The sequence below is a fragment of the Bradyrhizobium sp. MOS003 genome (assembly GCF_003020125.1).
Lineage (GTDB): Bacteria > Pseudomonadota > Alphaproteobacteria > Rhizobiales > Xanthobacteraceae > Bradyrhizobium.
The window spans coordinates 1,102,573-1,124,729 of record NZ_PYFW01000001.1; the positions used below are offsets into that span (position 1 = coordinate 1,102,573).

A 22,157-nucleotide genomic window follows, 5' to 3' on the forward strand; every position below is an offset into this window, starting at 1 on the left:
GTTAGAATAGTTATGTTGTATAACGAATTCCGGGGGAGTCAAGGAGGGGCGGGACGATATCACCCCCCGGGGCAGGGGCTTTGACCCGGCGTCCAGAGGACTTGCAGGCATTTGAGGCGCTGCTATTGCCCCACCCTCCGTCGTTACGAGCGCAGCGAAGCAATCCAGAATGTTTCCGCGGACGGAACTCTGGATTGCTTCGCTGCGCGCAATGACGCGGTGAGGGCCTTCCTCACACCACCTGATGCACGTCGATCACGACGCGATCCGCATGCCGGGCGGCCGATCCGACGAAGATGCGCTCCATCAGCCAGCGATACTTCTCATGCCCGGTCTCGAATTTCGGCACGGTGCGGAAGTAGATCAGCTTGGGATCGACCGGCTCGCCGCGCTTGAGCTTCTGCAGCAACTCGACGGGGCCGAAGCGCATGCCCTTGTTCTCGACATAGACAATGGCGCCGTCGTCGGTTTCGAAGGCGTATTTGGCCTCAAGGTCGATCAGTTCGTTGGGGCGAATGGTCTGGAAGTCGGCGCCGAACGGCAGCACCTTGCCTGATATCGCGCCTGTCACTTCGCCGCCGATGATCGGGATGATGCGGCGAACGCCGATGCCGGTCTCGCCGGCGGTGACGACGTCGCCGATGCGCGCGGTGACGGTGAAGACGTATTTGGTCTCGAGCGTCGGTGTTGTCATCCCTTCACCTCTTCAATTCGCCATCATCCGCGTCGGCAGCCAGGTCGCCAGCAGCGGGAAGGCGATCAGGATCACGAGGCGGATCAGGTCCGTCACGACGAACGGAATCACGCCCTTGAAGATCGTGGAGAAGGAGACATCCTTCACCACGCTCTTGATGACGAAGACGTTCATGCCGACCGGCGGGTGGATCAGGCCGAGCTCGACGGTCATCACGATGATGACGCCGAACCAGATCGGGTCGAAACCGAGATGCGTGATCACGGGGAAGATGATCGGCACCGTGAGGATGATCATCGCCATGGCGTCCATCAGGCAGCCGAGCACGAGATACATCACCATGATCAGCGCGAGCACACCGTAGGGGCCAAGGCCGAGGCCGGTCAGGAACTCGGTCACTTTCTGCGGCGTCTGCGTCACCGTGAGGAAATAGCCGAAGATCAGCGCGCCGATCAGCACGGTGAAGACGGCGGCCGCGGTGCGCGTCGCCTGCAGCAGCGAGGCCAGGATCTTCTCGCGGTCGAGCCGGCCGGTCAGCACGCCGATGATAAACGCGCCGGCGGCGCCGACGCCGCCGGCTTCCGTCGGCGTGAAGCGCGGCAAATAGGGCAGGCCGTAGAGGCCGCCGATCACGAAGATGAACAGCAGCACCGGCGCCCAGATCTCCTTCAGGCCCGCAAAGCGCTCGCGCCACGGCGTCGCCTTGCCCTTGGGCAGGAAGTCGGGACGAAAATAGCCGATCAGGAAGATCGTGATCATGTACATGGACATCGCCAGGATGCCCGGGATGATGCCGGCGATGAAGAGCTTGCCGATGTCCTGCTCGGTGATGATGCCGTAGACCGCGAGCACGGTGGAGGGCGGCAGCATAGCGCCCAGCGTGCCGCCGGCCGCGATCACGCCGGTAGCGAACGATTGCGGATAGCCGAAGCGGCGCATCTCGGGATAGGCAACGGCGGAGAAGGTCGCGGCCGTCGCGACCGAGGAGCCGCAGATCGCGGCAAAGCCGCCGCAGGCGCCGACGGTGGCGATGCCGAGCCCGCCGCGCAAATGTCCGACGAAACCGTTGGCGGCACGAAAAAGCTCGCGGCTCATGCCGGAATTGGACACGAACGAGCCCATCAGCAGGAACATCGGGATGACGCCGAAAGTGTAGTCGGTCACCGTGCGCATCGAGGTCTGGCCGACCAGCTTCAGCGCAGCATTGCCGTTGACGAGATAGGCGAAGCCGGAGACGCCGACGAGGCCCATGGCCATGCCGACGGGCACGCGCAGCAGCATCAGGACGAACAGGGAAACGAAGCCGATTAAGGCGACGGCATCGGTGCTCATGATTACTCCGTCGCCTTTAATTTGGGATCGTGCATGTCTTCGGGATGGAAGATCAGGCGGTAGGTGCGGATCGCGATCAGCAGCACGGCCGCGGCATCGCCGATCCATGCGATCGCAAAGAACGGCCATGTCGGCATGTGCATGTCGAAGGTCTGGACATTGTCGTTGTAGGTGCCGCGCACCTTGTCGAACAGCGTCCAGGTCTGCACGGTCACGACGAACAGCAGCACCAGCGTGGCGAACACGTCGATCCAGCGCTGCTGGCGCGGCCCGACATTGCCCCAGACGAGGTCGACCGTGATGTGGGTGCCGCGATAGGAGGTCGCGGCGATCCCCCAGAAGATGAGGATGCCGAGCAGCAAGCGGCCGATGTCGAAGCTGTCGGGGATCGAGTAGTTCAGCGTGTTGCGCAGCAGCACCGACAGGAAGATGTCGAGCGCGACGATGCCGACGAAGCCGGCCGCGATCCATTCGATGGTGTCGATGACGCGGTCCATCCAGGAGCGCTTCATGGGGAAAGAATCCTTCCGACGGGTTTGCAATGTGTCCGCGATCGAGGTGCGCTCCCTCCCCCGCTTGCGGGGGAGGGCTGGGGGGAGAGGGTGTCTCCACAGCGGGACAATCCCCTAGAGGAGAAAGCCCTCACCCGGCGCGCGGGTCGATGCTTCGCATCGCCCGATCGCGCCGACCTCTCCCGCAAGCGGGAGAGGTGCAGCGAGTGCGTGGCCGCAGTTCGCCGTCACTCCGCCAGCGCGTTGTACTTCTTCAGCGAGGCCTTGAGCTCCGCCATCGCGGCATCGGGATCGGCGCCGGCCTTCTTGGCGCCCTCGGACCAGGTCTTGACCAGCGGCTCGGCGGCCTTCTTCCAGGCGGCGGTCTGCTCGGGCGTCAGCTTGTAGACCTCGTGGCCGGATTCCGCCTTCACCTTGTCGATGCCGGCATCCTCGAACTTGCCCCAGTGCTCGCCGACCACGCCGGCCATCTCGACCGAGCAATTCTTGTCGATCGCAGCCTTCTGCTTGTCGGACATCGCATTGTACTTGTCCTTGTTGATCACGAACACGAAGGTCGTGGTGTAGAGCGGCGCCTCCATGTCGTACTTGGTCACCTTGTCGATGCCGAAAAGCACCAGCGACCCCCAGGGGAAGGTGACGCCGTCGGCGACGCCGCGCTCGATGATGTCGCGGACCTCAGGCGCGGAGGACTGCACGTTGGTGCCGCCGAGCGATGTGACGAAGTTCGCCATGGTGGCGTGCGCCGGGCGGATCTTCATGCCCTTCACGTCCTCGGGCATCACGATCTTCTTGGTCTTGGAATGGAACGAAGAGGGCGAGTGGACGAACGCCAGGCAATATTTGACGTCCTTCATCTCCTTCTCGGCATATTTGCGATACCAGGCGTCCAGGCCCATCGAGCCGCCCTTGGCATCCGAGATCAGGAACGGCAACTCGCCGGCGCCGACGATCGGAAAGCGGCCGGGCTGGTAACCGGGATTGACATAGGTGACGTCGGCGATGCCGTCGCGCGCCATGTCGTAATGGTCGAACGCCTTGCCGAGCTGCTGGGCCGGAAACACCTTGCTCTTGATGGTGCCGCCGGAATCCTTCTCGACCGCGGCGGCCCAGTCCTCCAGCGATTTCTGCAGCGGGTGCGAAGCCGGCACCCAGTGCGAGATCTTCAAATCGAAGGTCTTGTCCTGCGCGAACGCGGGCGTCACGCTTGCTGCCAGCAGCAAAGCCAGACAGGCTTTCCTCATCACACGTCTCTCCCTCTTTCGACGGCGGGCTTCGATGGCCCGGTCTCGTTAATTAACATGTTATCTAATTGGCCGGCCGGTTCAAGCCGGAACTGGCGCGGCGTGCCGCCGCGTCATCTACGTCAGCCATGTTGCATGGATTTGTCGCGCTGCGGCGCACTCCCCTTTTGCCCAACCGTTATATGATATAATTATCTTGCGCGAGGCGCCGCGACAAGCGAGCCGCGGCGAAAGACTACAGGATTGGAAGGAGCAAGTATTGCGGACAAAAGTCGCAATCATCGGGGCGGGACCGGCTGGATTGTTGCTTGGGCAACTGCTGCACGCTTACGGCATCGACAATGTCATTCTGGAGCGGCAGAGCCCCGACTACGTGCTTGGCCGCATCCGCGCCGGTCTCCTGGAAGAAGGAACCGTCTCGTTGCTCGACCGGATCGGCGCTGGCACCCGGGCGCATGCCGAGGGCTTGGTGCATGAAGGCATCGAGCTCGCCTTTTCCGGCCGCCGGCACCGCATCGATATGAAGGGCGCGACCGGCAAAACGGTGATGATCTACGGCCAGACCGAGGTCACGCTCGACCTGATGAACGCGCGCAAGGCTGCCGGTCTCACCACGATCTATGAAGCCAAGGACGTGCAGCCGCACGATTTCGACGGTAGTCACCCGCGCGTAACCTATGTCAAGGACGACGTCACCCACACGCTGGATTGCGATTTCATCGCCGGCTGCGACGGCTTCCACGGCGTCAGCCGTGCCAGCGTCCCGACGTCCGCGATCGAGGAGTTCGAGCGGGTCTATCCGTTCGGCTGGCTCGGCATCCTCTCTGATACCCCGCCGGTCAGTCACGAACTGATCTATTCCAACCACGCCCGCGGCTTTGCGCTTTGCACCATGCGCTCGACCAAGCGTAGCCGCTATTACGTGCAGTGTTCGCTCGACGACCATGTCGGCCAATGGCCGGACGACCGCTTCTGGGACGAACTGAAACGCCGGCTCGACCAGGAGGCGGCCGACAGCCTCGTCACGGGCCCCTCGATCGAGAAGAGCATCGCGCCCCTGCGTAGCTTCGTTGCCGAGCCGATGCGTTTCGGCCGGATGTTCCTGTGCGGCGACGCCGCCCACATCGTGCCGCCGACCGGCGCGAAGGGGCTGAACCTCGCCGCCAGCGACGCGCATTATCTCTCGAGCGCGCTGCGCGAATTCTACGACGAGAAATCCAGCGCCGGCCTCGATGCCTATTCCGCGACGGCGCTGGCTCGGGTCTGGAAAGCGGTGCGCTTCTCCTGGTGGATGACCTCGATGCTGCACAAATTTCCCGATAACGGCAGCATCGGTGCGCGCATCCAGCTCGCCGAACTCGATTACGTCACGCAGTCGCAGGCCGCGATGACGTCGCTGTCGGAGAATTACGTGGGGCTGCCGTTTTAGGACAGTGCCGTAGGGTGAGCAAAGCGAAGCGTGCCCACCAGCGTTGCTTTCGCGGCGAGATGGTGGGCACGGCGCTTCGCGCCTTTGCCCACCCTACGGGATCGGCGCTCACAACGACGGGCATCATTTCAAACACCCACGCAAATCCCGTTTAAAACTTTGTAGGCGGTGAATCTGTCATCCACATCGCGTTCAATGGTGGCGACCAACGACGCGAGACCGCCATGACCGACACCGACATTCCCGCCGACTTCGAGCCGCATTTCCGCAAAGCGCCGCTCACTGATCCCTGGGAGCCGCTCTATTCCAGGAAGACCGACAAGGCCGTGATCATCGGACTGCGCCTGGCAACACCGCACACCAATGCGCGGGGATTGATCCATGGCGGTCTGATCGCGGCGTTGGCCGATGCGGCGATGGGCTACAGCTGCGCGCAGGCGACGGGCTGGACGACGTCGTTCGTTACGATCTCGCTCTCGGTCGACTACGTCGGCTCCGCCGAGATCGGCCAGTGGCTCGCGATCGAGGGCGAGGCGATCAAGACTGGCAGCACGATCTGCTTCGCGCAGTGCCTGGCGAAGGCCGACGATGCCGTGATCGCGCGGGCCAGCGGGACGTTTCGCGTGGTGCCGAAGAAGGCGTGATGCTCTCGTGCCCCGGACGCAGCGCAGCCCTTCTCAGCGGTGCGCTGCAGGGCCGGGGCCCACTCTATCCGCAGCTTTGGTGCGGTCTTCTGGATCCCGGCTCTGCGCACCAGCGTTGCACGCTGCAGCGCGTCCGGGAAACGAGACCGTCACCCGAACCTCCACTCCGCCGTTTCCACCACGAGATCGACGAATGCGCGCACCTTGGCCGAGAGCAGGCGCGAGGTCGGGTAGATGATGTGGATCGGCAGCGCCGGCTGCTCATATCTCGCCAGCACGATCTTCAGCCGTCCGCGCTTCAGCCCTTCGGCGGCCTGATAGGCCAGCACGCGCGTCACTCCGCCGTCGGCCTCGGCGTATTGCAGGGCGGCGTCCGCGCTGTTGCTGGTGAAGCGGGGGGATGGCGTGACCTCGATGTCGCGGCCGTCCTGCACGAAGTGCCAGCCGGCGGTTGGGCCGAACTGGATGGTCTGGTGTTGGAGCAACGCGTCCGGCGTCTTCGGCTCGCCGTGGCGCTTCAGATAGCCCGGCGTCGCCACCACGATCCGCCGCATCTCGCCGACCTGGCGCGCCACCAGCGAGGAATCGGCGAGATGACCGATCCGCACCGCGACATCGACGGCGTCCTCCACGAGATTGACGAGATGGTCGGACAGGCGCAATTCCGCGCCGACCTCGGGATAGCGCTTGAGATAGGCCGTCATGACCGGCCCGACATGCAGCCGACCGAAGCCGACCGGCGCCGAGACCACCAATCGTCCGCTCGGCCGGTTGCGCTCCTGCCGCGCAGCGCCGTCGGCCTCCTCGACATCGGCGAGGATCCGCCGCGCGCGCTCCAGGTAGCGCGTGCCCACGTCAGTCAATCTCACCTGCCGGGTGGTCCGCTGCAACAGTCGGGCGCCGAGATGGTCCTCCAACGCCGCGATCAGCCGCGTCACGGCCGAGGGCGACAAGCGCAATTTGCGCGCCGCCGGCGCGAAGCCGCTGAGATCGGCGACGGTGATGAAGACGTGCATGGCTTCGAGGCGATCCATTTCATTATTGCATATATTGCAATTATGAAGTGTCAAGCGAGTAGATTGTTTTGATCGACGAAAGGTCCACCTTGGGAGGCGAAAGACGCAGCAATGCGCCGGAATTCAGGAGATGTTCCGATGACGACAGCAGTCCATACCTATGCCAGCGACGTTGCCTTCACCCCCGCTGTGAAGGCGATTCAGGCGCGCAAGGGTTCGCGCGAGGCCTATGGCCGCGTAGAGCAGCGCGGCTGGCGCACCGAGGTCGATGAAAACCTCGAGGCCTTCCTCACGGACGCAAACAGCTTTTACTTCGCCACCGCATCGGCCGATGGCCAGCCCTATATCCAGCACCGCGGCGGCCCGAAGGGCTTCCTCAAGATCCTGGACAAGCAGACGCTCGCCTTTGCCGACTATGCCGGCAATCAGCAGTTTATCACCCAGGGCAATCTCTCGGAGAATCCCAAGGCCTATATCTTCGTGATGGACTACGCCCATCGCCGCCGGGTGAAGCTCTGGGGCGAGGCGCGCGTTGTCGAGGACGACGAAGCGTTGACCTCGTCGCTGATGCCGAAGGGCTACCGCGCCCGGCCCGAGCAGGTGATCCTGTTCAAGATCGAAGCCTGGGACACCAACTGCCCGCAGCACATCCCCCAGAAGTTCGACGCGAGCGATGTCGCCGCGGCGCTGGCGGCGAGGGATGCAAGGATCGCGGAGCTGGAGGCAGAGGTGGCGGCGTTGAAGGGAGAGAAGGCGGCGGGCTGAGCGGCCTTCTCAGCCTATCCCCGAATCCACTGGTGTCATGCACCGCAAAGGCGGGGCATCCAGCACGCCGCGCCCTGTCGGTCAATAACGACTGCCTCGGAGTACTGGATCGTCCGCCTTCGCGGACGAGGACAGCTCCGAACTAAAGCACGCTCTCGCCTTCATGCTGGAAGCCGAGATAGCTCGCCGCGACCCGCTCGTTCGCCGCGATGTCGCTCGCCTTGCCGCTAAGCACGAACTCGCCGAGTTCCATCACGTAAGCCTGGTCCGCGATCTTTAGCGCGGCCTGCGCATTCTGCTCGACCAGCAGCACGGAGACGCCGGCGGTGCGCAGCTCGGTGACGATGCGGAAGATGTCGGCGACGATGATCGGGGCGAGGCCGAGGCTCGGCTCGTCCAGCATCAGGAGCTTTGGCGCGCCCATCAGCGCGCGGCCCATCGCCAGCATCTGCTGCTCGCCGCCGGAGAGCGTGCCGGCCAACTGCTTGCGCCGCTCCTTCAATCGCGGAAACAGCGTGTAGACGCGCTCCATCGAGGTCTTCGCCTTGCTCCGCTCGATCCGGAAAGCGCCGAGCTCGAGGTTGTCCTCGACATTCATGGTCACGAACAATTCGCGGTGCTCAGGCACGAGGCCGAGCCCCATCGCGACGCGGTCCTCGATGTCGAGCCGGGCGAGATCCTGCCCCGCAAAGGCGACGCGGCCTTTCAGCGGCAGGATGCCCATGATGGCGGACAGCAGCGTGGTCTTGCCGGCGCCGTTGGCGCCGACGATCGTGACGATCTGGTTCTGGCCGACATCGAGCGAGACCGAGCGTACCGCCTCGACCTTGCCATAGGCGACGTGGGCGTCGGTGACGGACAACAGCGCGCTCATGCCGCCACTCCGAGATAGGCCTTGATCACTTCGGGATTGGTCTTGATCGTGGCGGGCGTGCCCTCCGCGATCTTGGTGCCGAAATCGAGCACCACGATGCGGTCGGCGAGGTTCATCACGAAGCCCATGTCGTGCTCGACCAGGAGCACGCTCATACCGCCGTCGCGCAAGTCGCGCAGCAGCTTGGCGAGCTGCTGCTTCTCCATGTGGCGCAGGCCGGCGGCCGGTTCGTCGAGCAGCAGCAGCATCGGATCGACGCAGAGCGCCCGGGCGATCTCGACGATGCGCTGCTGGCCCAGCGAGAGCGAGCCCGCGAGCTGATGCATCTGGTCGGCGAGGCCGACGCGTTCGATCTGGCGCGCGGCTTCCGCGAGCAATCTGGCCTCGTCGGCGCGGTCGAGCCGCAGCATCGAGGCGATCGGCCCGGAATGACCGCGCAGATGCGCGCCGATCGCGACGTTCTCGAGCACGGTCATGTCAGGGACCAGCTTCACATGCTGGAAGGTCCTGCTGATGCCGAGCTTGACGATCTCCTGCGGCGGCGCGTTGTCGACCTTCTTGCCCAGCACCGAGACCGAGCCTGACGTGGCCGACAGCACGCCGGTGATCAGGTTGAAGGTCGTGCTCTTGCCGGCGCCGTTCGGGCCGATCAGCGCGACGATCTCGCGGGCCTGGACGTCGAAGGAGACGTTGTTGACCGCGACCACGCCGCCGAACTGTTTTCGCGCCTTGTCGACCTGGAGCAGGATGCCGGACTGGCCGGGCGCGCGGGGACGCTGCTCGAGCTTCAGCGAGGTGTCCGGCTTCTTGCCACTGGTCCGCTCCGGCAGGAACGACATCAGCCAGGGCCAAAGGCCGCCGGGTGCAAGTTGCAGCAGTGCTACCAGCATGATGCCGAACACGATGGTCTCGACCTGCCCGGAGCCGGGCAGGATCAGCGGCAGATAGCTCTGCAGCACCTCTTTCAGCACCACGACGATCGCCGCGCCGAGCACGCCGCCCCAGACATAGCCGGCGCCGCCGACCACCGCGATGAAGAGATACTCGATGCCGGCCTGCGCGCCGAACGGCGTCGGGTTCACCGCGCGCTGGAGATGCGCGTAGAGCCAGCCCGAGAGCCCGGCGAGCACCGCGGCATGGATGAACACCAGCAATTTGGCGCGCGGCGTGTGCACGCCGAATGCCTCCGCCGCGACATGGCCGCGCCGGAGCGCGCGGATGGCGCGGCCGGTGCGGGAATCCAGCAGGTTCATGGTCAGCAGGGCCGAGACGATCACCGCGACCCAGATCGCGTAATAGATCGAACCGGGCGAGAGCATCTTGAACGTGCCGATCGACAGCGGCGGAATCGCCGAGATACCGTCGTTACGGCCGAGAAACTCCAGCTTGCTGAAGAGATAGAATAAGCCGAGCCCCCAGGCGAGCGTGCCGAGCGGCAGATAATGGCCGGAGAGGCGCACGGTGATCAGCCCGAGCAGCACCGCCAGCGATCCGCTGACTACAAGCGACAGCGGCAGCGTCAGCCACGGCGACAGGCCGTAGGCCGTCGACAGCACCGCGGTGGTGTAGGCGCCGAAGCCGACGAAGGCTGCCTGTCCGAACGAGGTCAGGCCGCCGACGCCGGTCAGCAGCACGAGGCCCATCGCGACGAGGGCCGCAAGGCCGATATTGTCGAGCAGCACGATCCAGAACGGCGGCATGCCCGGGACGAACGGAATCGCGGCCATGACGAGTGCGAAGACGATGATGGGAAGGCGGCCCTGCATCTTAAGCCTCAGTCCTTCTCTTCTTCGACGGCGGGCGCAGCGAGCGAACGCAGCAGCAGCACGGGGATCAGCAGCATGAAAACGATCACCTCCTTGTAGTTGGAGGCATAGAAGGACGAGAACGCCTCGACGAGGCCGACGACCAGCGCCGCGACGGCGGTGAGGGGATAGCTGACGAGGCCGCCGATGATCGCGGCGACGAAGCCCTTCAGGCCGATCAGGAAGCCTGAGTCATAGTACAGCGTCGTGATCGGCACGATCATGATGCCCGACAACGCGCCGATGACGGAGGCCAGCAGGAAGGCGATCTGTCCCGAAAGCGTGGTACGGATGCCGACGAGCCGTGCTCCCAACCGGTTCACGGCGGTCGCGCGCAGCGCTTTGCCGTAGAGCGTCAGGCCGAAGAACAGCCAGAGCGCGACGATGAAGGCGATGGTGATGCTGTAGACGGTGAGGCTCTGGCCGGTGAAGCGCAGCGAGCCCGCCGTGAACCCGCCGGACAGCACCGCGGGTCCGCGCTGGCCTTCGGCGCCGAAGAACAGAAGGCCGAGGCCCTGCAGCGCCAGATGGACGCCGACGGATGCGATCAGCAGCACCAGCACGGAGGTGTGTGCCAGCGGCTGGAATGCGACGCGGTAGAGATAGAGGCCGATCATCGCCACGATCACCAGCGACAGCGCGATCGAGACCGCGACCGGCGGCTTCTGGGCGGCGAAGTACACGGTCAGCGCCAGCACGATGGCCGGCAGCACGATATTGGTGAGGGCGCTGCGGACGATCAGGCGGCCATGCAGCGCCTTGCGCGCGACGAACAGGTCGAAAGCGAATGCGCCGATGCCCAGCGCCAGCGCGAGCTTGGCGGTGCCCGGCATCTGGCCTGCGGCCAGCGAGGCATAGGTCAGCGCGCCGTAGGTGACGAATTCGCCCTGGGGAATGAGGATGACGCGGGTAACGGCGAACACCAGCACCAGCGCCAGGCCGAGCAGCGCATAGATCGCGCCATTGGTGATGCCGTCCTGTACCAGGAACAGCATGATGGTGGTATTCAAGACCGGACGCTCCCCCTTAAGATAACGGACCGGTCCCCCCGATTGCGGTGGACGGTCTGCTCACAGCCATTGAAAAACGCTGACGATATTTGATATGGTCCATAACAATTATCAAATATAACATCAAGGGCGGGGAACGATCCCTCCCGAACTTAGCGGGATTACGAGCACGAGGCGATGACCGTTTCCAAAGCCGCCGAAAAGTCCTCCGATAAGCCGGCCGACACGGCCAAGGGCCGCAAGGACGCGGCCGAGCTGCAAGGTCAGGGGGCCGGCGAAGCGCTTCAGCTCGGCGAGCTCTCGGAGCAGCTCGGCTACGTGCTGAAGCGGGCGCAGCTCAAGGTGTTCGAGAACTTCCTGCGCTGCATGGCCTCGCTCCAGCTCACGCCGGCGCAGTTCTCCGTGCTGCTGCTGGTCGAGAAGAACCCGGGCCGTAATCAGACCGAGATCGCCTCCACCCTCGGCATCCTTAGGCCGAACTTTGTCGCCATGCTCGACAATCTCGAGAGCCGCGACCTTTGCGCGCGGATCCGCTCCACCAACGACCGCCGCTCGCACATCCTGGTGTTGACCGACAAGGGCAAGGCGGTGCTGGCCCGCGCCAAGAAGCTCGTCGCCACCAAGCACGAGGCCCGGCTGAACGAGCTGCTCGGGCAGGCCAACCGTGAAGCCCTGATCGCGATGCTCGCGAAGGTCGCGAACGAGTTTTGAGGAAGGCGTTCTACGACCCCGTCATGCCCGGGCTTCTACGTTCTTCGTGCAGTGAGAAGGCGTGGATGGCCGGGACAAGCCCGGCCATGACGGCAGAGATATCTCGGCCTCAATCCACCAGGATCACCCGGATATCATTCACGTTCGTGAGTGTGGGGCCGGGCTGCAGCAAGTCGCCCGTCGCCTCGAAGAACGTCGTGGCGTCGTTGTTGTCCAGGTACGCTTGCGGCTGGAGCCCCTGCGCCTTCATCTTTGCGAATGTCGTCGCATCGATCAGCGCGCCGGCGGGGTCGGTGGGATGGCCGGCGCCGCCGTCGGCGCCGTCGGTGTCGCCGGCCAACGCCGAAACATCAGGCGTGTCCTGCAGCAGGGCGGCCAGCGCCAGCGCGTATTCCTGGTTCGGTCCGCCGCGCCCATGGCCGCGCACGGTGACCGTGAGCTCGCCGCCGGAGAGGATTGCGAGGCGCTTGCCTTGCGCGCGCGCTTGCAGCGCCAGCCTGGCGTGATCGGCGGCCACCTCGCGCGCCTCGCCTTCGAGATCGGCGCCGAGGTCGATGGTCTCGTAACCGGAGGCGCGCGCGAGCTTCACCGCGGCGTCGAGCGACTGCTTCGGTCGCGCAATCAATTCGAAATGCGCGCGGGCGAAGGCGGCATCGCCGGGCTTGCAGCTTTCGTTGGCGGGATCGTCGAGCGCGCGGCGCACGGCATCGTCGATGTCGAGCCTGTATTTCGCGACGATGGAGCGCGCATCGGTCAGCGTGGTCGGATCAGGCACGGTGGGACCGGAGGCGATCGCGGAGGGATCGTCATGCGGCACGTCGGAGATCGCGAGCGTCACGATCTCCGCGGCATTCCTGCCGGCACGCGCGAGGCGGCCGCCCTTGATCCGCGACAGATGTTTCCTGACGACGTTCATCTCGCCGATCGGCGCGCCCGAGCGGAGCAGCGCCTTGTTGACCGCCTGCTTCTGCGCGAAGCTGATGCCCTCGCTGGGTGCGATCCAGTTCGCCGAGCCGCCGCCGGTTAGCAGCACCAGCAGCAGATCGTCAGGGCCGGCTTCGCCCGCAAGCGCGAGCGTATCGGCCGCGCCCTTGAGGCCAGCTTCATCCGGCACGGGATGCCCGGCCTCGACCACGCGGATGCGGCGCGTCGGCACGCCGTAGCCGTGGCGCGTGGTGGCAATGCCGGCCACGCGTTCCGGTGCGAGCTGCAGCGTATCGAGATAGTGCCGTTCGGCCGCCGCGGCCATGGCGGCTGCGCCCTTGCCGGCGGCCAGGCAGATCACGCGTCCTTTCGGCGCCGGCCGCAAGTGCGGCGCCAGCACCACATTGGGATGGGCGGCGGCAACGGCGGCGTCGTACAGCGCGCGGAGCAGGGGACGGCGGTCGGTCATCACGATGGCCTTCGGCAGACGAAAGAAACCGGCGGCCTTTGCCGCCGTCCACCTGCCTACCGCATCGGGCGCCAAAGCGTAAGCGGGCTTTGCCGTCATTCGATTGTGCAATCGCGTGATGACAATCGGCGGCCACGCAAAAGCCCCCTGCGAGGTCTCGCAGGGGGCTTTCCGTGGTCAAATCGTCAGGCGGTTAGCCGCCGACGTCGGCGCTGATCACGTCGCCGAACAGGTCCCAGCGCTCGCCCTTGAAGCGCTGAAGCTGCAGCGAGCTGATCGGCGCGAAGTCGGTCGCCGACGTGTTGATCTTGATGCCGGGCAGCAGCACCTCGGTGCGGAAGTCCTTCAGGCTGGCGGCCTGCTTCATGACGTTCGCGCGCGTGAGGTCGTCGCCGCAGTTCTTGAGCACCTGGACCAGTGTCTGCGCGACGCCGTACCCGACGATCGTGCCTCCATCGGTCTTGTCGCCCTCGGGGAAGTATTTCGTCATGAAGTCGACGAAGCCCTTCATGCCGGCGTCGTTCGCCCATTGGGTGTCCGTTGTGTCCTTCAGATAGGCCGCAGAGATGATGCCTTGCGCGTTGTCGAACCCTGCCGGCTTGATCACGCTGCCGACCGAGGCCGAGACGTTGTTGAGGAAATGAGTCGGTTTCCAGCCGATCTCGGCGTTCTTCTTGATCGCCTGTGCGGCGAATTTCGGCGTGGTGATGTTGACGAAGACGTCGGCACCCGTCGCCTTCAGCTTGACGATGTGGTTGTCGATGGTCGGCTCCGACGTCTCGTAGCTCTCCTCGGCCACGATCATGGTCGCGGCTTTGGCGCCGAGCCCGTCCTTCAGTCCCTTGAGATAGTCCTTGCCGTAGTCGTCGTTCTGAAACAGAACGGCGATCTTGGCGTTCGGCATCTCCTTCAGGATGTACTTTGCGTAGATCTGGGTTTCGCTCTGGTAGTTGGGCTGCCAGCCCATGGTCCACGGGAAGTCCTTCGGATCGTTCCACTTGGTGGCGCCGGTGGCGACGAACAATTGCGGCACCTTCTTCGAGTTCATGTATTTCTGGATCGCCGAGTTCGGCGGCGTGCCGAGCGAGTTGAAGATCAACAGCACCTCGTCGCTCTCGACCAGCTTGCGCGCCTGTTCCACGGTCTTCGGCGGCGAGTAGCCGTCGTCGTAGGAGATGAAGTTGATCTTGCGGCCGTTGATGCCGCCCTCCTCGTTGATCTTCTTGAAATAGGCGGCTTCGGTCCGCCCGATGATGCCGTAGGCGGAGGCTGGTCCGCTGTAGGGCATGATGTTGCCGATCTTGATCTCGGTATCGGTCGCGCCGGTATCGTATTTCTTCTGGGCCGATGCAGTTGAGGCCGAGGCCGCAATGAGCGCAAGCGCCAGTGACGCGGCCGCAAGTTTGCCGGTGACAGCGGGCATTCCTATCTCCCTATTTTCTTTGGTGTGTGTGCGCCCCTTTTCTTGTCTCGGTTTTTTTGGCGACGCTGCCGCAATTCAATACGATTTGGCCGATGCCTTCAACAGAAAGCCCCCGCGACGGCGTCGCGGGGGCTGCTTCTTTAGTAGTCAAGGGCGCCGCCGGTCCCGTGTGCGACTGCGAGAAGGTCCGGCTGTCTTGAGTTGCTTAACCGATCCCTGGGCGATTTTGAGTTGCGCTGCCTCAGTGGCCCATCTCGCTGGAGATGATGTCGCCGAACAGCTCCCATTTCCGGCCCTTGAAGCGCATCATCTGCAACTGTTCGATCGGGGCGAAATTGTCGGCTGCGGTGTTGATCCTGATGCCGGGTAGCAGCGTGTCGGGCTCGAAATCCTTCAAGGACGCTGCCTGCTTCATGACGTTCTCGCGGGTGAGGTCGTCGCCGCACATCTGCAGCACCTTCACCATGGTTTGAGCTGCGGCATAGCCGAACACGACGCCGGCGTCGAGCTTGTTGGCCTTGGGATCGTATTGGGCGACGAAGTTGTAGAACTTCTTCATGCCGTCGTCGGCATTCCACTGCGGATCGGAGCCGTCCTTGGTGTAGCTCGCCGACAGCAGGCCTTGCGAGATCTCCAGGCCCGCGGGCTCGATCACGCCGCCGACGGAGGCCGAGACGTTGGAGACGATGTGGACCGGATGCCAGTTGATCTCCGCCGCCTTCTTGATCGCCTGCGCGGCGAATTTCGGCGTGGTGATGCTGATGAAGACGTCGGCACCCGACGCCTTCAGCTTCACGACGTGCTCGTCGATCGCGGGCTCGGAGGTGTCGTAAGCCTCTTCCAGCAAGACCATCGGGGCCTTGGGCCCGAGGCCTTCCTTCAGTCCCTTCAGGTAGTCCTTGCCGAAATCGTCGTTCTGGTAGAGCACGCCGATCTTTCCGTCCGGCTTCTCCTTCATGATGTACTTGGCGTAGATGCGCGCCTCGCTCGCGTAGCTCGGCTGCCAGCCCATGGTCCATGGATACTGCTTGGGATCGTTCCACTTCGAGGCGCCGCTCGCCACGAACAATTGCGGCACCTTCTTCTCGTTCATGTATTTGCGGATGGCGCTGTTGGTTGAGGTCCCGAGCGAACCGAAGATCAGGAGAACGCCGTCGCTCTCGACCAGCTTGCGCGCCTGTTCCACCGTCTTCGGCGGCGAATAGGCGTCGTCATAGGAGATGAACTTGATCTTGCGGCCGTTGATGCCGCCCTCGGCATTGACCTTGTTGAAATAGGCTTCCTCGGCCTTGCCGATCGCGGCATAGGCCGAGGCCGGGCCGCTATAGGGCATGATGTTGCCTATTCTGATCTCGGTGTCGGATGCGCCGCTGTCGTACTTTTTCTGGGCCAGTGCCGGGCTGCTCATCGCAGTGCACAAAGCGAGCGCGGTCCAGAGGGCCGCAACCTGAGAGCGAACGGCAGTCATCTTTCTCCCACCCCGGAATGGATCGGTGCGCCGCATTGAGCAAGAATGAGGCCTGACGTCAACAAAAAGCCCCCGCGGGCTGCCCGCGGGGGCTCTGTCGTTTCAGACCGGATCCGGACTATGGCGTCAGCGTCACTCGGAGGCGACGTCGCCGCTGATGATCTCGCCGAACAGTTCCCACTTCTCGCCCTTGAAGCGCTGCATCTGCAGCTGGGCGATCGGGGCGAAGTCGGTCGGGCTGGTGTTGATTTTGACGCCCGGCAGCAGAGTATCCGGCGCAAAGTCCTTCAGGCTTGCGGCCTGCTTCATGATGTTTGCGCGGGTGAGATCGTCACCGCACATCTCCAGCACCTTGGCGAGTGTCGACGCCGCGCCGTAGCCGTAGACCATGCTGGTGTCGGACTTGTCGGCGCCGGGCATGTACTTGTCGACGAACTCGTTCCACTTCTTCATGCCGGGATCGTTGGCCCATTGCGGATCGGTGGAGTCCTTGGCATAGGCCGCCGACAGCACGCCCTCTGCGGCTTCGAAGCCGGCCGGCTTCATCACGCTACCGACCGAGATCGACACGTTGGTGAGGATCTGGAGCGGCTTCCAGCTGAGCTCGGCCGTCTTCTTGATGGTCTGGGCCGCGAACTTCGGCGTGGTGTAGATCAGCAGCACGTCGGGGTTGGCCGCCTTGATCTTGACGATGTGTCCGTCGATCGAGGGCTCGGACACTTCATAGCTCTCTTCCATGATGATCATGGAGGAGGCCTTGGCGCCGAGGCCGTCCTTGGTGCCCTTCAGGTAATCTTTGCCGAAATCGTCGTTCTGATAGAGGATCGCGATCTTGGCGTTGGGCTTCTCCTTCATCAGCCATTTCGCGTAGATCTGCGCTTCGCTCTGGTAGGAGGGCTGCCATCCCATGGTCCAGGGGAAGTTCTTCGGATCGTTCCACTTGGTGGCGCCGGTGGCGACGAACAGCTGCGGGATCTTCTTGGCGTTGAGGTACTTCTGGATCGCGCTGTTCGAGGGCGTGCCGAGCGGATTGAAGACGACGAGAACCTCGTCGCTCTCGACCAGCTTGCGGACCTGCTCGACGGCCTTCGGCGGCGAATAGCCGTCGTCATAGGTGACGAAGTTGATCTTGCGGCCGTTGATGCCGCCCTTGTCGTTGATCATCTTGAAGAAGGCTTCTTCGGTCTTGCCGATCACGCCATAGGCCGACGCCGGACCGCTGTACGGCATGATATTGCCGATCTTGATCTCGGTATCGGACGCGCCGGTGTCGTATTTCTTCTGGGCGAATGCTGCGCTGGAGGCGAGGGCAATGGCCGCCGTTGCCGTGACCAGCGCGGCGGCTCGGAGTGTTCTTCCAAACGTCAATTCGATCTCCTTCTCTAATCTAACGGGTCTTCAGTTCTTCCTGAGCTTGCCGACCAATTGCTGGCCCAGGATCGCGATCTGCCTTGCACCGTGCGGCACGAGGTAGATGACGAGGAACAGCAGCACGCCGAACACGGCGCCGGAGAGGCCCTTGGAAATGCTCTCCGCCATGTTCGGCACGAAGATGATGAAGGCCGCACCGACGAACGAGCCGGGCAGCCAGCCGACGCCCCCGACCACCATGCCGAGGAACAGCGAGATCGCGAGCGTGATGGTATAGCTGTCTGGGGCCACGAACTGCACGGCGATGGCGCCGAGCGAGCCGGCGATGCCGGTGACGGCGGCGGAGACGCCAAAAGCGAGCGTCTTGTAGCGCGCGACGTCGACGCCCATGGCGGAGGCCGCGATCTCGTTGTCGCGGATCGCCATGAAGGCGCGGCCCGAGCGGGAGCGCAGCAGGTTAACCGCGAAGATGTAGATCGCGACCGTCACGAGCAGCGTGAAGTAATACAGCCACGTGTCCTGCGACATCGGCAGGCCGAACGGCGCGTCCGGCTTGGTGACGACGAGGCCCTGTACGCCGCCGGTCCAGTGTTCGAGGAAGTTCAGCTTGAGCAACTGCGGCATCGCGGTGGCGAGCGCGAACGTCGCGAGCGCGAGGTAGACGCCAGACAACCGCAGGGCCGGTTTGCCGAACAGATAACCGAATCCGAAGCAGACCACGGCGGAAATCGGCAGGGTCAGCGCGTAGTTGAGGTTGGCGTGCTCCATCAGCACTGCCGAGGTATAGGCGCCGACCGCGTAGAACGCGCTCTGGCCGAGCGAGAACTGGCCGGAGCCGCCGGTCAGGATATTCAGCGCCAGCACGGCGAGCCCGTAGATCAGGAGCATCGTCATCTGGAAGATGATGAAGTTCTTGACGAGCAGAGGCACGATCAACAGCGCCGCCAGCACCACCAGCGAGGTGCCGGTGCCCAGCGTCATGGCCCGCTTCGGAACGGCCTCGACCGCCTGGTGGCCTTCGGCAACGACTTCTTCTGCTGCGCTCATGATCAAACTCGCTTGACGATGTGCCGGCCGAACAGGCCAGCGGGTTTGACGACCAGGACGGAGATGATCAGCGCGAGCGCGATCGGGAGTTTCAGCTCGTTACCGACGCCCGGGATGTAGGTGCCGGCCAGGTTTTCGAAGATACCCATGAGAAAGCCGCCGACGACGGCGCCGAACGGGCTGGTCAATCCGCCGAGCACGGCGGCTGCAAAACCGTAGATCAGAACGCCGCCCATCATGTTGGGCTCCAGGAACACGACCGGCGCGATCAGCATGCCGGCGATGGCACCGATCGCCGAGGCCATGCCCCAGCCGAGCGCGATCATCCAGCTCGTATTGATGCCGACGAGGCGGGCGGATTCAGGCACCGAGGCAGCGGCTCGCATGGCGAGGCCGATCCGCGTGTACTGGAAGAAGAAGTAGAGCGCGATCAGCAGCAGCACGGTGACGCCGATCATGCCCGCCTGGTGGGTCGAGATCAACTGGCTGCCGAGGAACGGCGAGGAGCCGAACGGGGTCGGGTACTGCTTGATGGTGAAGTCCCAGATCAGGCCGGCCGAGGAGTTGATGATCGCGAACAGCGCGATGAAGCCGGCGACATTGGTCAGCACCGGCGCCTTGGCGAGCGGCTTGAACAGGATACGCTCGATCGCGACGCCGCCGACGAAGGCGAAGGCCAGCGTGATCACGAACGACGCCCAATAGGGCACGCCCCACTGCATCAGCTGCCATGAGATGAAAGTCGCAAACATCGCCATCTCGCCTTGCGCGAAGTTGAGATGGTCGATGGCCTGGTAGATCATCACGACGGCCAGCGCCATGCAGGCGTAAATGGCGCCGGTGGCGATTCCAGCCAGGACCTGGTTGGTGAAAAGCTCCATTTGTCCCGGCTCCCTCAGTAACCCAGATAGGATTTGCGGATTTCTTCGTTGTTCGCGATGTCCTTGGCGTTGCCCGACATCACGATGCGGCCGGTCTCGATCACATAGGCCTGGTCGGCGAGCTCGAGCGCGAGCTGGGCGTTCTGCTCGACCACCAGGATCGACACCTTGTCCTCGCGGTTGATCTTGCCGAGGATGCCGAACAGGTCGCGCACCACCAGCGGCGCGAGGCCGAAGGAGGGCTCGTCCAGCAGCATCAGGCGCGGCCGCAGCATCAGGGCGCGCGCGACCGCGAGCATCTGCTGCTCGCCGCCGGAGAGCGTGCCGGCCTGCTGGGTGTGGCGCTGCTTCAGCACCGGGAAATGCGCATACATGCGCTCGATGTCGGAGACGATCCCGGCGCTGTCCTTGCGGGTGATCGCCCCGAGCTGGAGGTTTTCCTCCACCGTCATGGTGGTGAAGGTGCCGCGGCCCTGCGGCACATGGGCGATGCCGAACCGCACGATGCTCTCGGTGGAGCGGTTGTTCAGCGGCTTGCCGTCGAACTCGATGCCGCCGGTGGAGCGCACCATGTTGCAGATCGCGCGCAGCGTGGTGGTCTTGCCGGCGCCGTTGGCTCCGAGCAGCGTCACGAGCGATCCCTCGTTGAGCGAGAAAGACAGGCCATGGAGCGCCTGGACCTGGCCGTAATAGGCGCGCAGATCCTTGACGTTGAGCAGTGTCGTCATTGGTCCTTGCTCCCGAGATAGGCCTTGATGACGTCGGGGTCCGCCTGCACCTGGCTAGGGGTGCCCTCCGCGAGCTTCTTGCCGAAGTTCAGTGCGACGACGTGGTCGGCGATCGACATCACGAGGCCCATGTGATGCTCGACCAGCAGCACGGTCATGTGGCGCTCGGTACGGATTTTGCGGATGAGGTCGCCGAGCACGTAGACTTCCTCGTGGTTGAGGCCGCCGGCGGGCTCGTCGAGCAACAGGATCTTCGGGTCGGCCGCGAGCGCGCGAGCCAGCTCGACGCGCTTCTGCGTGCCGAAGGGCAGGCCGGACACCACGGTGTGGGCGACGTCCTCGAGGTCGAGATAGGCGAGGATCTCGTGCACCTTCTTGTTCACGTCGCTTTCGCTGCGGCGGATCCAGGCCAGGCGCAGCGAGTCGCTGATGATGTCGCTGGAGGTTCGGGCGTGGGTTCCCACGCGGACGTTGTCCATCACCGAGAGGTTCGGAAACAGCGCCACGTTCTGGAACGTGCGGCCGATGCCGATCTCGGCGATCCGGTGCGGCGGCCGCGACAGGATGCTCGCGCCTTCCATCAGGATGTCGCCGGATGACGGCTGATAGAGCCGGGACAGGCAGTTGAAGAGCGTCGTCTTGCCGGCGCCGTTGGGGCCGATCAAGCCGAGGATCTGGCCCTTGTGCATGTCGAAGGACACGCCGTTGAGCGCGATGATGCCGCCGAACACGACGCTGACGTCGCGAACCGCGAGCAGGGGCGACGTCCCCTGCGCGAGCTGTGCCTGCGTCATCTCGTCTCGCTCACGTCGTTCAGTGAGCGAAGGGGCGATGCGAACCGCTCCCGATGATGACAAAGGCTATCTGATCCCCTCGGCCACACGAGCAAGTTTCCCTCCTGATTTCAGCTTTTTGCTGACGTCTTTTTTGGAATGCGGCATCAGACCCCCGAGTGCCGCTTCGATGTTCCTTACCATCGCTAGCAGACGCGGTCCAATGTCGTTGATCAAACGCTCTTCCGTGAAGCGGAATGCGGGCGCGCCGCAATTGAATGCGTACGGACCGGTTCCGTCGTTGAGCCTGAGTGCGACGCCGGCGGCGCCGATGTCGTCGTGCCAGTCGCCGACGGAGATCGCGAAACCGTGTTTCGCGACGGTCTCGCCGGAACGTTCCAGTCCGTCGCGCATCTTGGGCCAGCGGCTGCCGTAATGTTCGCGCAACAGGCGCGACAGGTCTGCGCGGTCCGAATCGTCGAGCGCCCAGAAATAGGCGCGGCCCATCGCACTGGTTGCAATCGGCACGCGGGAGCCGACGTCAAGTTGAACCCCGACGGTCTCGCTGCCGCGGCTTTGCCCGAAATAGATCATGCTGTGACGGTCGCGGCCGCCGACGGCGACGGCGCCGCCGGTCGCGCGCATCAATTCCTCCCGGAACGGCTCGGACAAATGCCGAACGCCGAGATTGGCGAGCGCGGCGTAGCCGAGCGACATCGCGGCCGGTGTGAGCTGGTACTTCTCGAACCGGGGAACCGGCGCGAGATATCCAAGCTTGGTCAAGGTGTAGGTCAGCCGCGACACTGTGGGCTTCGGCAGGTTTGTCCGAGCCGCAATCTCCTGATTGCCGAGAAGACCGTCGTTGGGGTGGAATGCGCGCAATACGTTCAGTCCGCGGGAGAGCGCGACGACGAAATTCCGATCGGTCGCGGTCTTCTTTCCTGTACGCTTCATCCCTGATCTGCTTCTTGCGCGGAGTCGTTGACAAGCCACGTGCTTCAAAATAACCCTGCCGTCAAGATGCGGAATTAAATTCC

The 22,157-nt window shown here is 64.0% G+C and carries 21 protein-coding genes; 4 read left to right on the forward strand and 17 right to left on the reverse strand.

The features are described from left to right. Positions 1–232: 232 nt before the first annotated feature. The 4 genes from C7G42_RS05315 to C7G42_RS05330 form a co-directional block, all read right to left on the reverse strand. Positions 233–694 (reverse strand): DUF3237 domain-containing protein, encoded by a 462-nt coding sequence (locus C7G42_RS05315; RefSeq protein WP_106947974.1) that lies wholly within the window; start codon positions 692–694, stop codon positions 233–235. Between the two features lie 12 nt (positions 695–706). After that, positions 707–2,026: a TRAP transporter large permease gene (locus C7G42_RS05320; protein WP_106947975.1), complete on the reverse strand. Its 1,320-nt coding sequence runs from the start codon at positions 2,024–2,026 to the stop codon at positions 707–709. 2 nt (positions 2,027–2,028) lie between these two features. Further along, positions 2,029–2,538 carry a TRAP transporter small permease gene (locus C7G42_RS05325; protein ID WP_106947976.1) on the reverse strand — a complete coding sequence of 170 codons (510 nt, stop codon included), beginning with the start codon at positions 2,536–2,538 and terminating at the stop codon, positions 2,029–2,031. Between the two features lie 227 nt (positions 2,539–2,765). Further along, a complete protein-coding gene (locus tag C7G42_RS05330) occupies positions 2,766–3,782 on the reverse strand; it encodes a TRAP transporter substrate-binding protein (protein ID WP_106947977.1) in 1,017 nt (338 codons plus the stop codon). Between the two features lie 259 nt (positions 3,783–4,041). Here C7G42_RS05330 and pobA point away from each other — a divergent pair, with 259 nt between their 5' ends. Both pobA and C7G42_RS05340 read left to right on the forward strand, forming a co-directional pair. Beyond that, positions 4,042–5,211 (forward strand): 4-hydroxybenzoate 3-monooxygenase, encoded by a 1,170-nt coding sequence (gene pobA, locus C7G42_RS05335; RefSeq protein ID WP_106947978.1) that lies wholly within the window; start codon positions 4,042–4,044, stop codon positions 5,209–5,211. 224 nt (positions 5,212–5,435) lie between these two features. Beyond that, positions 5,436–5,855, forward strand: coding sequence for a PaaI family thioesterase (locus tag C7G42_RS05340; RefSeq protein ID WP_106947979.1), 420 nt, complete (start codon positions 5,436–5,438; stop codon positions 5,853–5,855). 149 nt (positions 5,856–6,004) lie between these two features. Here the strand turns inward: C7G42_RS05340 and C7G42_RS05345 are convergent, their stop codons facing one another. Then, a complete protein-coding gene (locus tag C7G42_RS05345) occupies positions 6,005–6,889 on the reverse strand; it encodes a LysR family transcriptional regulator (RefSeq protein ID WP_106947980.1) in 885 nt (294 codons plus the stop codon). 120 nt (positions 6,890–7,009) lie between these two features. On the opposite strand from C7G42_RS05345, the gene C7G42_RS05350 reads away from it, so the two are divergent. Then, positions 7,010–7,636: a pyridoxamine 5'-phosphate oxidase family protein gene (locus C7G42_RS05350; protein ID WP_106947981.1), complete on the forward strand. Its 627-nt coding sequence runs from the start codon at positions 7,010–7,012 to the stop codon at positions 7,634–7,636. A gap of 142 nt (positions 7,637–7,778) precedes the next feature. On the opposite strand, the gene C7G42_RS05355 is transcribed toward C7G42_RS05350, so the two are convergent. The 3 genes from C7G42_RS05355 to C7G42_RS05365 are packed head-to-tail and all read right to left on the reverse strand — an operon-like array spanning position 7,779 to position 11,325. Further along, positions 7,779–8,510, reverse strand: a complete 732-nt coding sequence (locus C7G42_RS05355; RefSeq protein WP_106947982.1) for an ABC transporter ATP-binding protein — start codon at positions 8,508–8,510, stop codon at positions 7,779–7,781. Next, positions 8,507–10,276, reverse strand: coding sequence for a branched-chain amino acid ABC transporter ATP-binding protein/permease (locus C7G42_RS05360; RefSeq protein WP_106947983.1), 1,770 nt, complete (start codon positions 10,274–10,276; stop codon positions 8,507–8,509). Before C7G42_RS05360 ends, C7G42_RS05355 begins: the two co-directional genes overlap by 4 nt. An 8-nt stretch (positions 10,277–10,284) precedes the next feature. Next, positions 10,285–11,325 carry a branched-chain amino acid ABC transporter permease gene (locus C7G42_RS05365; protein ID WP_199580660.1) on the reverse strand — a complete coding sequence of 347 codons (1,041 nt, stop codon included), beginning with the start codon at positions 11,323–11,325 and terminating at the stop codon, positions 10,285–10,287. A gap of 177 nt (positions 11,326–11,502) precedes the next feature. Between C7G42_RS05365 and C7G42_RS05370 the strand changes: the two genes are divergently transcribed. Then, on the forward strand, positions 11,503–12,036 hold the full coding sequence (locus C7G42_RS05370; protein ID WP_106947985.1) for a MarR family winged helix-turn-helix transcriptional regulator: 534 nt from the start codon (positions 11,503–11,505) through the stop codon (positions 12,034–12,036). A 109-nt stretch (positions 12,037–12,145) separates the two neighbouring features. Here the strand turns inward: C7G42_RS05370 and C7G42_RS05375 are convergent, their stop codons facing one another. The 9 genes from C7G42_RS05375 to C7G42_RS05415 all read right to left on the reverse strand — a co-directional run bounded on the left by C7G42_RS05375 (position 12,146) and on the right by C7G42_RS05415 (position 22,074). Then, positions 12,146–13,429 carry a glycerate kinase type-2 family protein gene (locus C7G42_RS05375; protein ID WP_106948862.1) on the reverse strand — a complete coding sequence of 428 codons (1,284 nt, stop codon included), beginning with the start codon at positions 13,427–13,429 and terminating at the stop codon, positions 12,146–12,148. A gap of 193 nt (positions 13,430–13,622) precedes the next feature. After that, positions 13,623–14,852, reverse strand: coding sequence for an ABC transporter substrate-binding protein (locus C7G42_RS05380; protein ID WP_106947986.1), 1,230 nt, complete (start codon positions 14,850–14,852; stop codon positions 13,623–13,625). A gap of 241 nt (positions 14,853–15,093) precedes the next feature. Then, on the reverse strand, positions 15,094–16,320 hold the full coding sequence (locus C7G42_RS05385; protein ID WP_106947987.1) for an ABC transporter substrate-binding protein: 1,227 nt from the start codon (positions 16,318–16,320) through the stop codon (positions 15,094–15,096). A 132-nt stretch (positions 16,321–16,452) separates the two neighbouring features. Continuing rightward, positions 16,453–17,688 carry an ABC transporter substrate-binding protein gene (locus tag C7G42_RS05390; RefSeq protein ID WP_106947988.1) on the reverse strand — a complete coding sequence of 412 codons (1,236 nt, stop codon included), beginning with the start codon at positions 17,686–17,688 and terminating at the stop codon, positions 16,453–16,455. A gap of 30 nt (positions 17,689–17,718) precedes the next feature. Further along, entirely contained in the window at positions 17,719–18,738 is a 1,020-nt protein-coding gene (locus tag C7G42_RS05395) for a branched-chain amino acid ABC transporter permease (RefSeq protein ID WP_106947989.1), read from the reverse strand. A gap of 2 nt (positions 18,739–18,740) precedes the next feature. After that, complete coding sequence (locus C7G42_RS05400; RefSeq protein ID WP_106947990.1) at positions 18,741–19,619, reverse strand: branched-chain amino acid ABC transporter permease; 879 nt, start codon at positions 19,617–19,619, stop codon at positions 18,741–18,743. Between the two features lie 14 nt (positions 19,620–19,633). Continuing rightward, positions 19,634–20,347 (reverse strand): ABC transporter ATP-binding protein, encoded by a 714-nt coding sequence (locus C7G42_RS05405; RefSeq protein ID WP_018318824.1) that lies wholly within the window; start codon positions 20,345–20,347, stop codon positions 19,634–19,636. Continuing rightward, entirely contained in the window at positions 20,344–21,141 is a 798-nt protein-coding gene (locus C7G42_RS05410) for an ABC transporter ATP-binding protein (protein WP_106947991.1), read from the reverse strand. Before C7G42_RS05410 ends, C7G42_RS05405 begins: the two co-directional genes overlap by 4 nt. Positions 21,142–21,207: 66 nt before the next feature. Further along, on the reverse strand, positions 21,208–22,074 hold the full coding sequence (locus C7G42_RS05415; RefSeq protein WP_199580791.1) for an IclR family transcriptional regulator: 867 nt from the start codon (positions 22,072–22,074) through the stop codon (positions 21,208–21,210). Between the last annotated feature and the right edge of the window lie 83 nt (positions 22,075–22,157).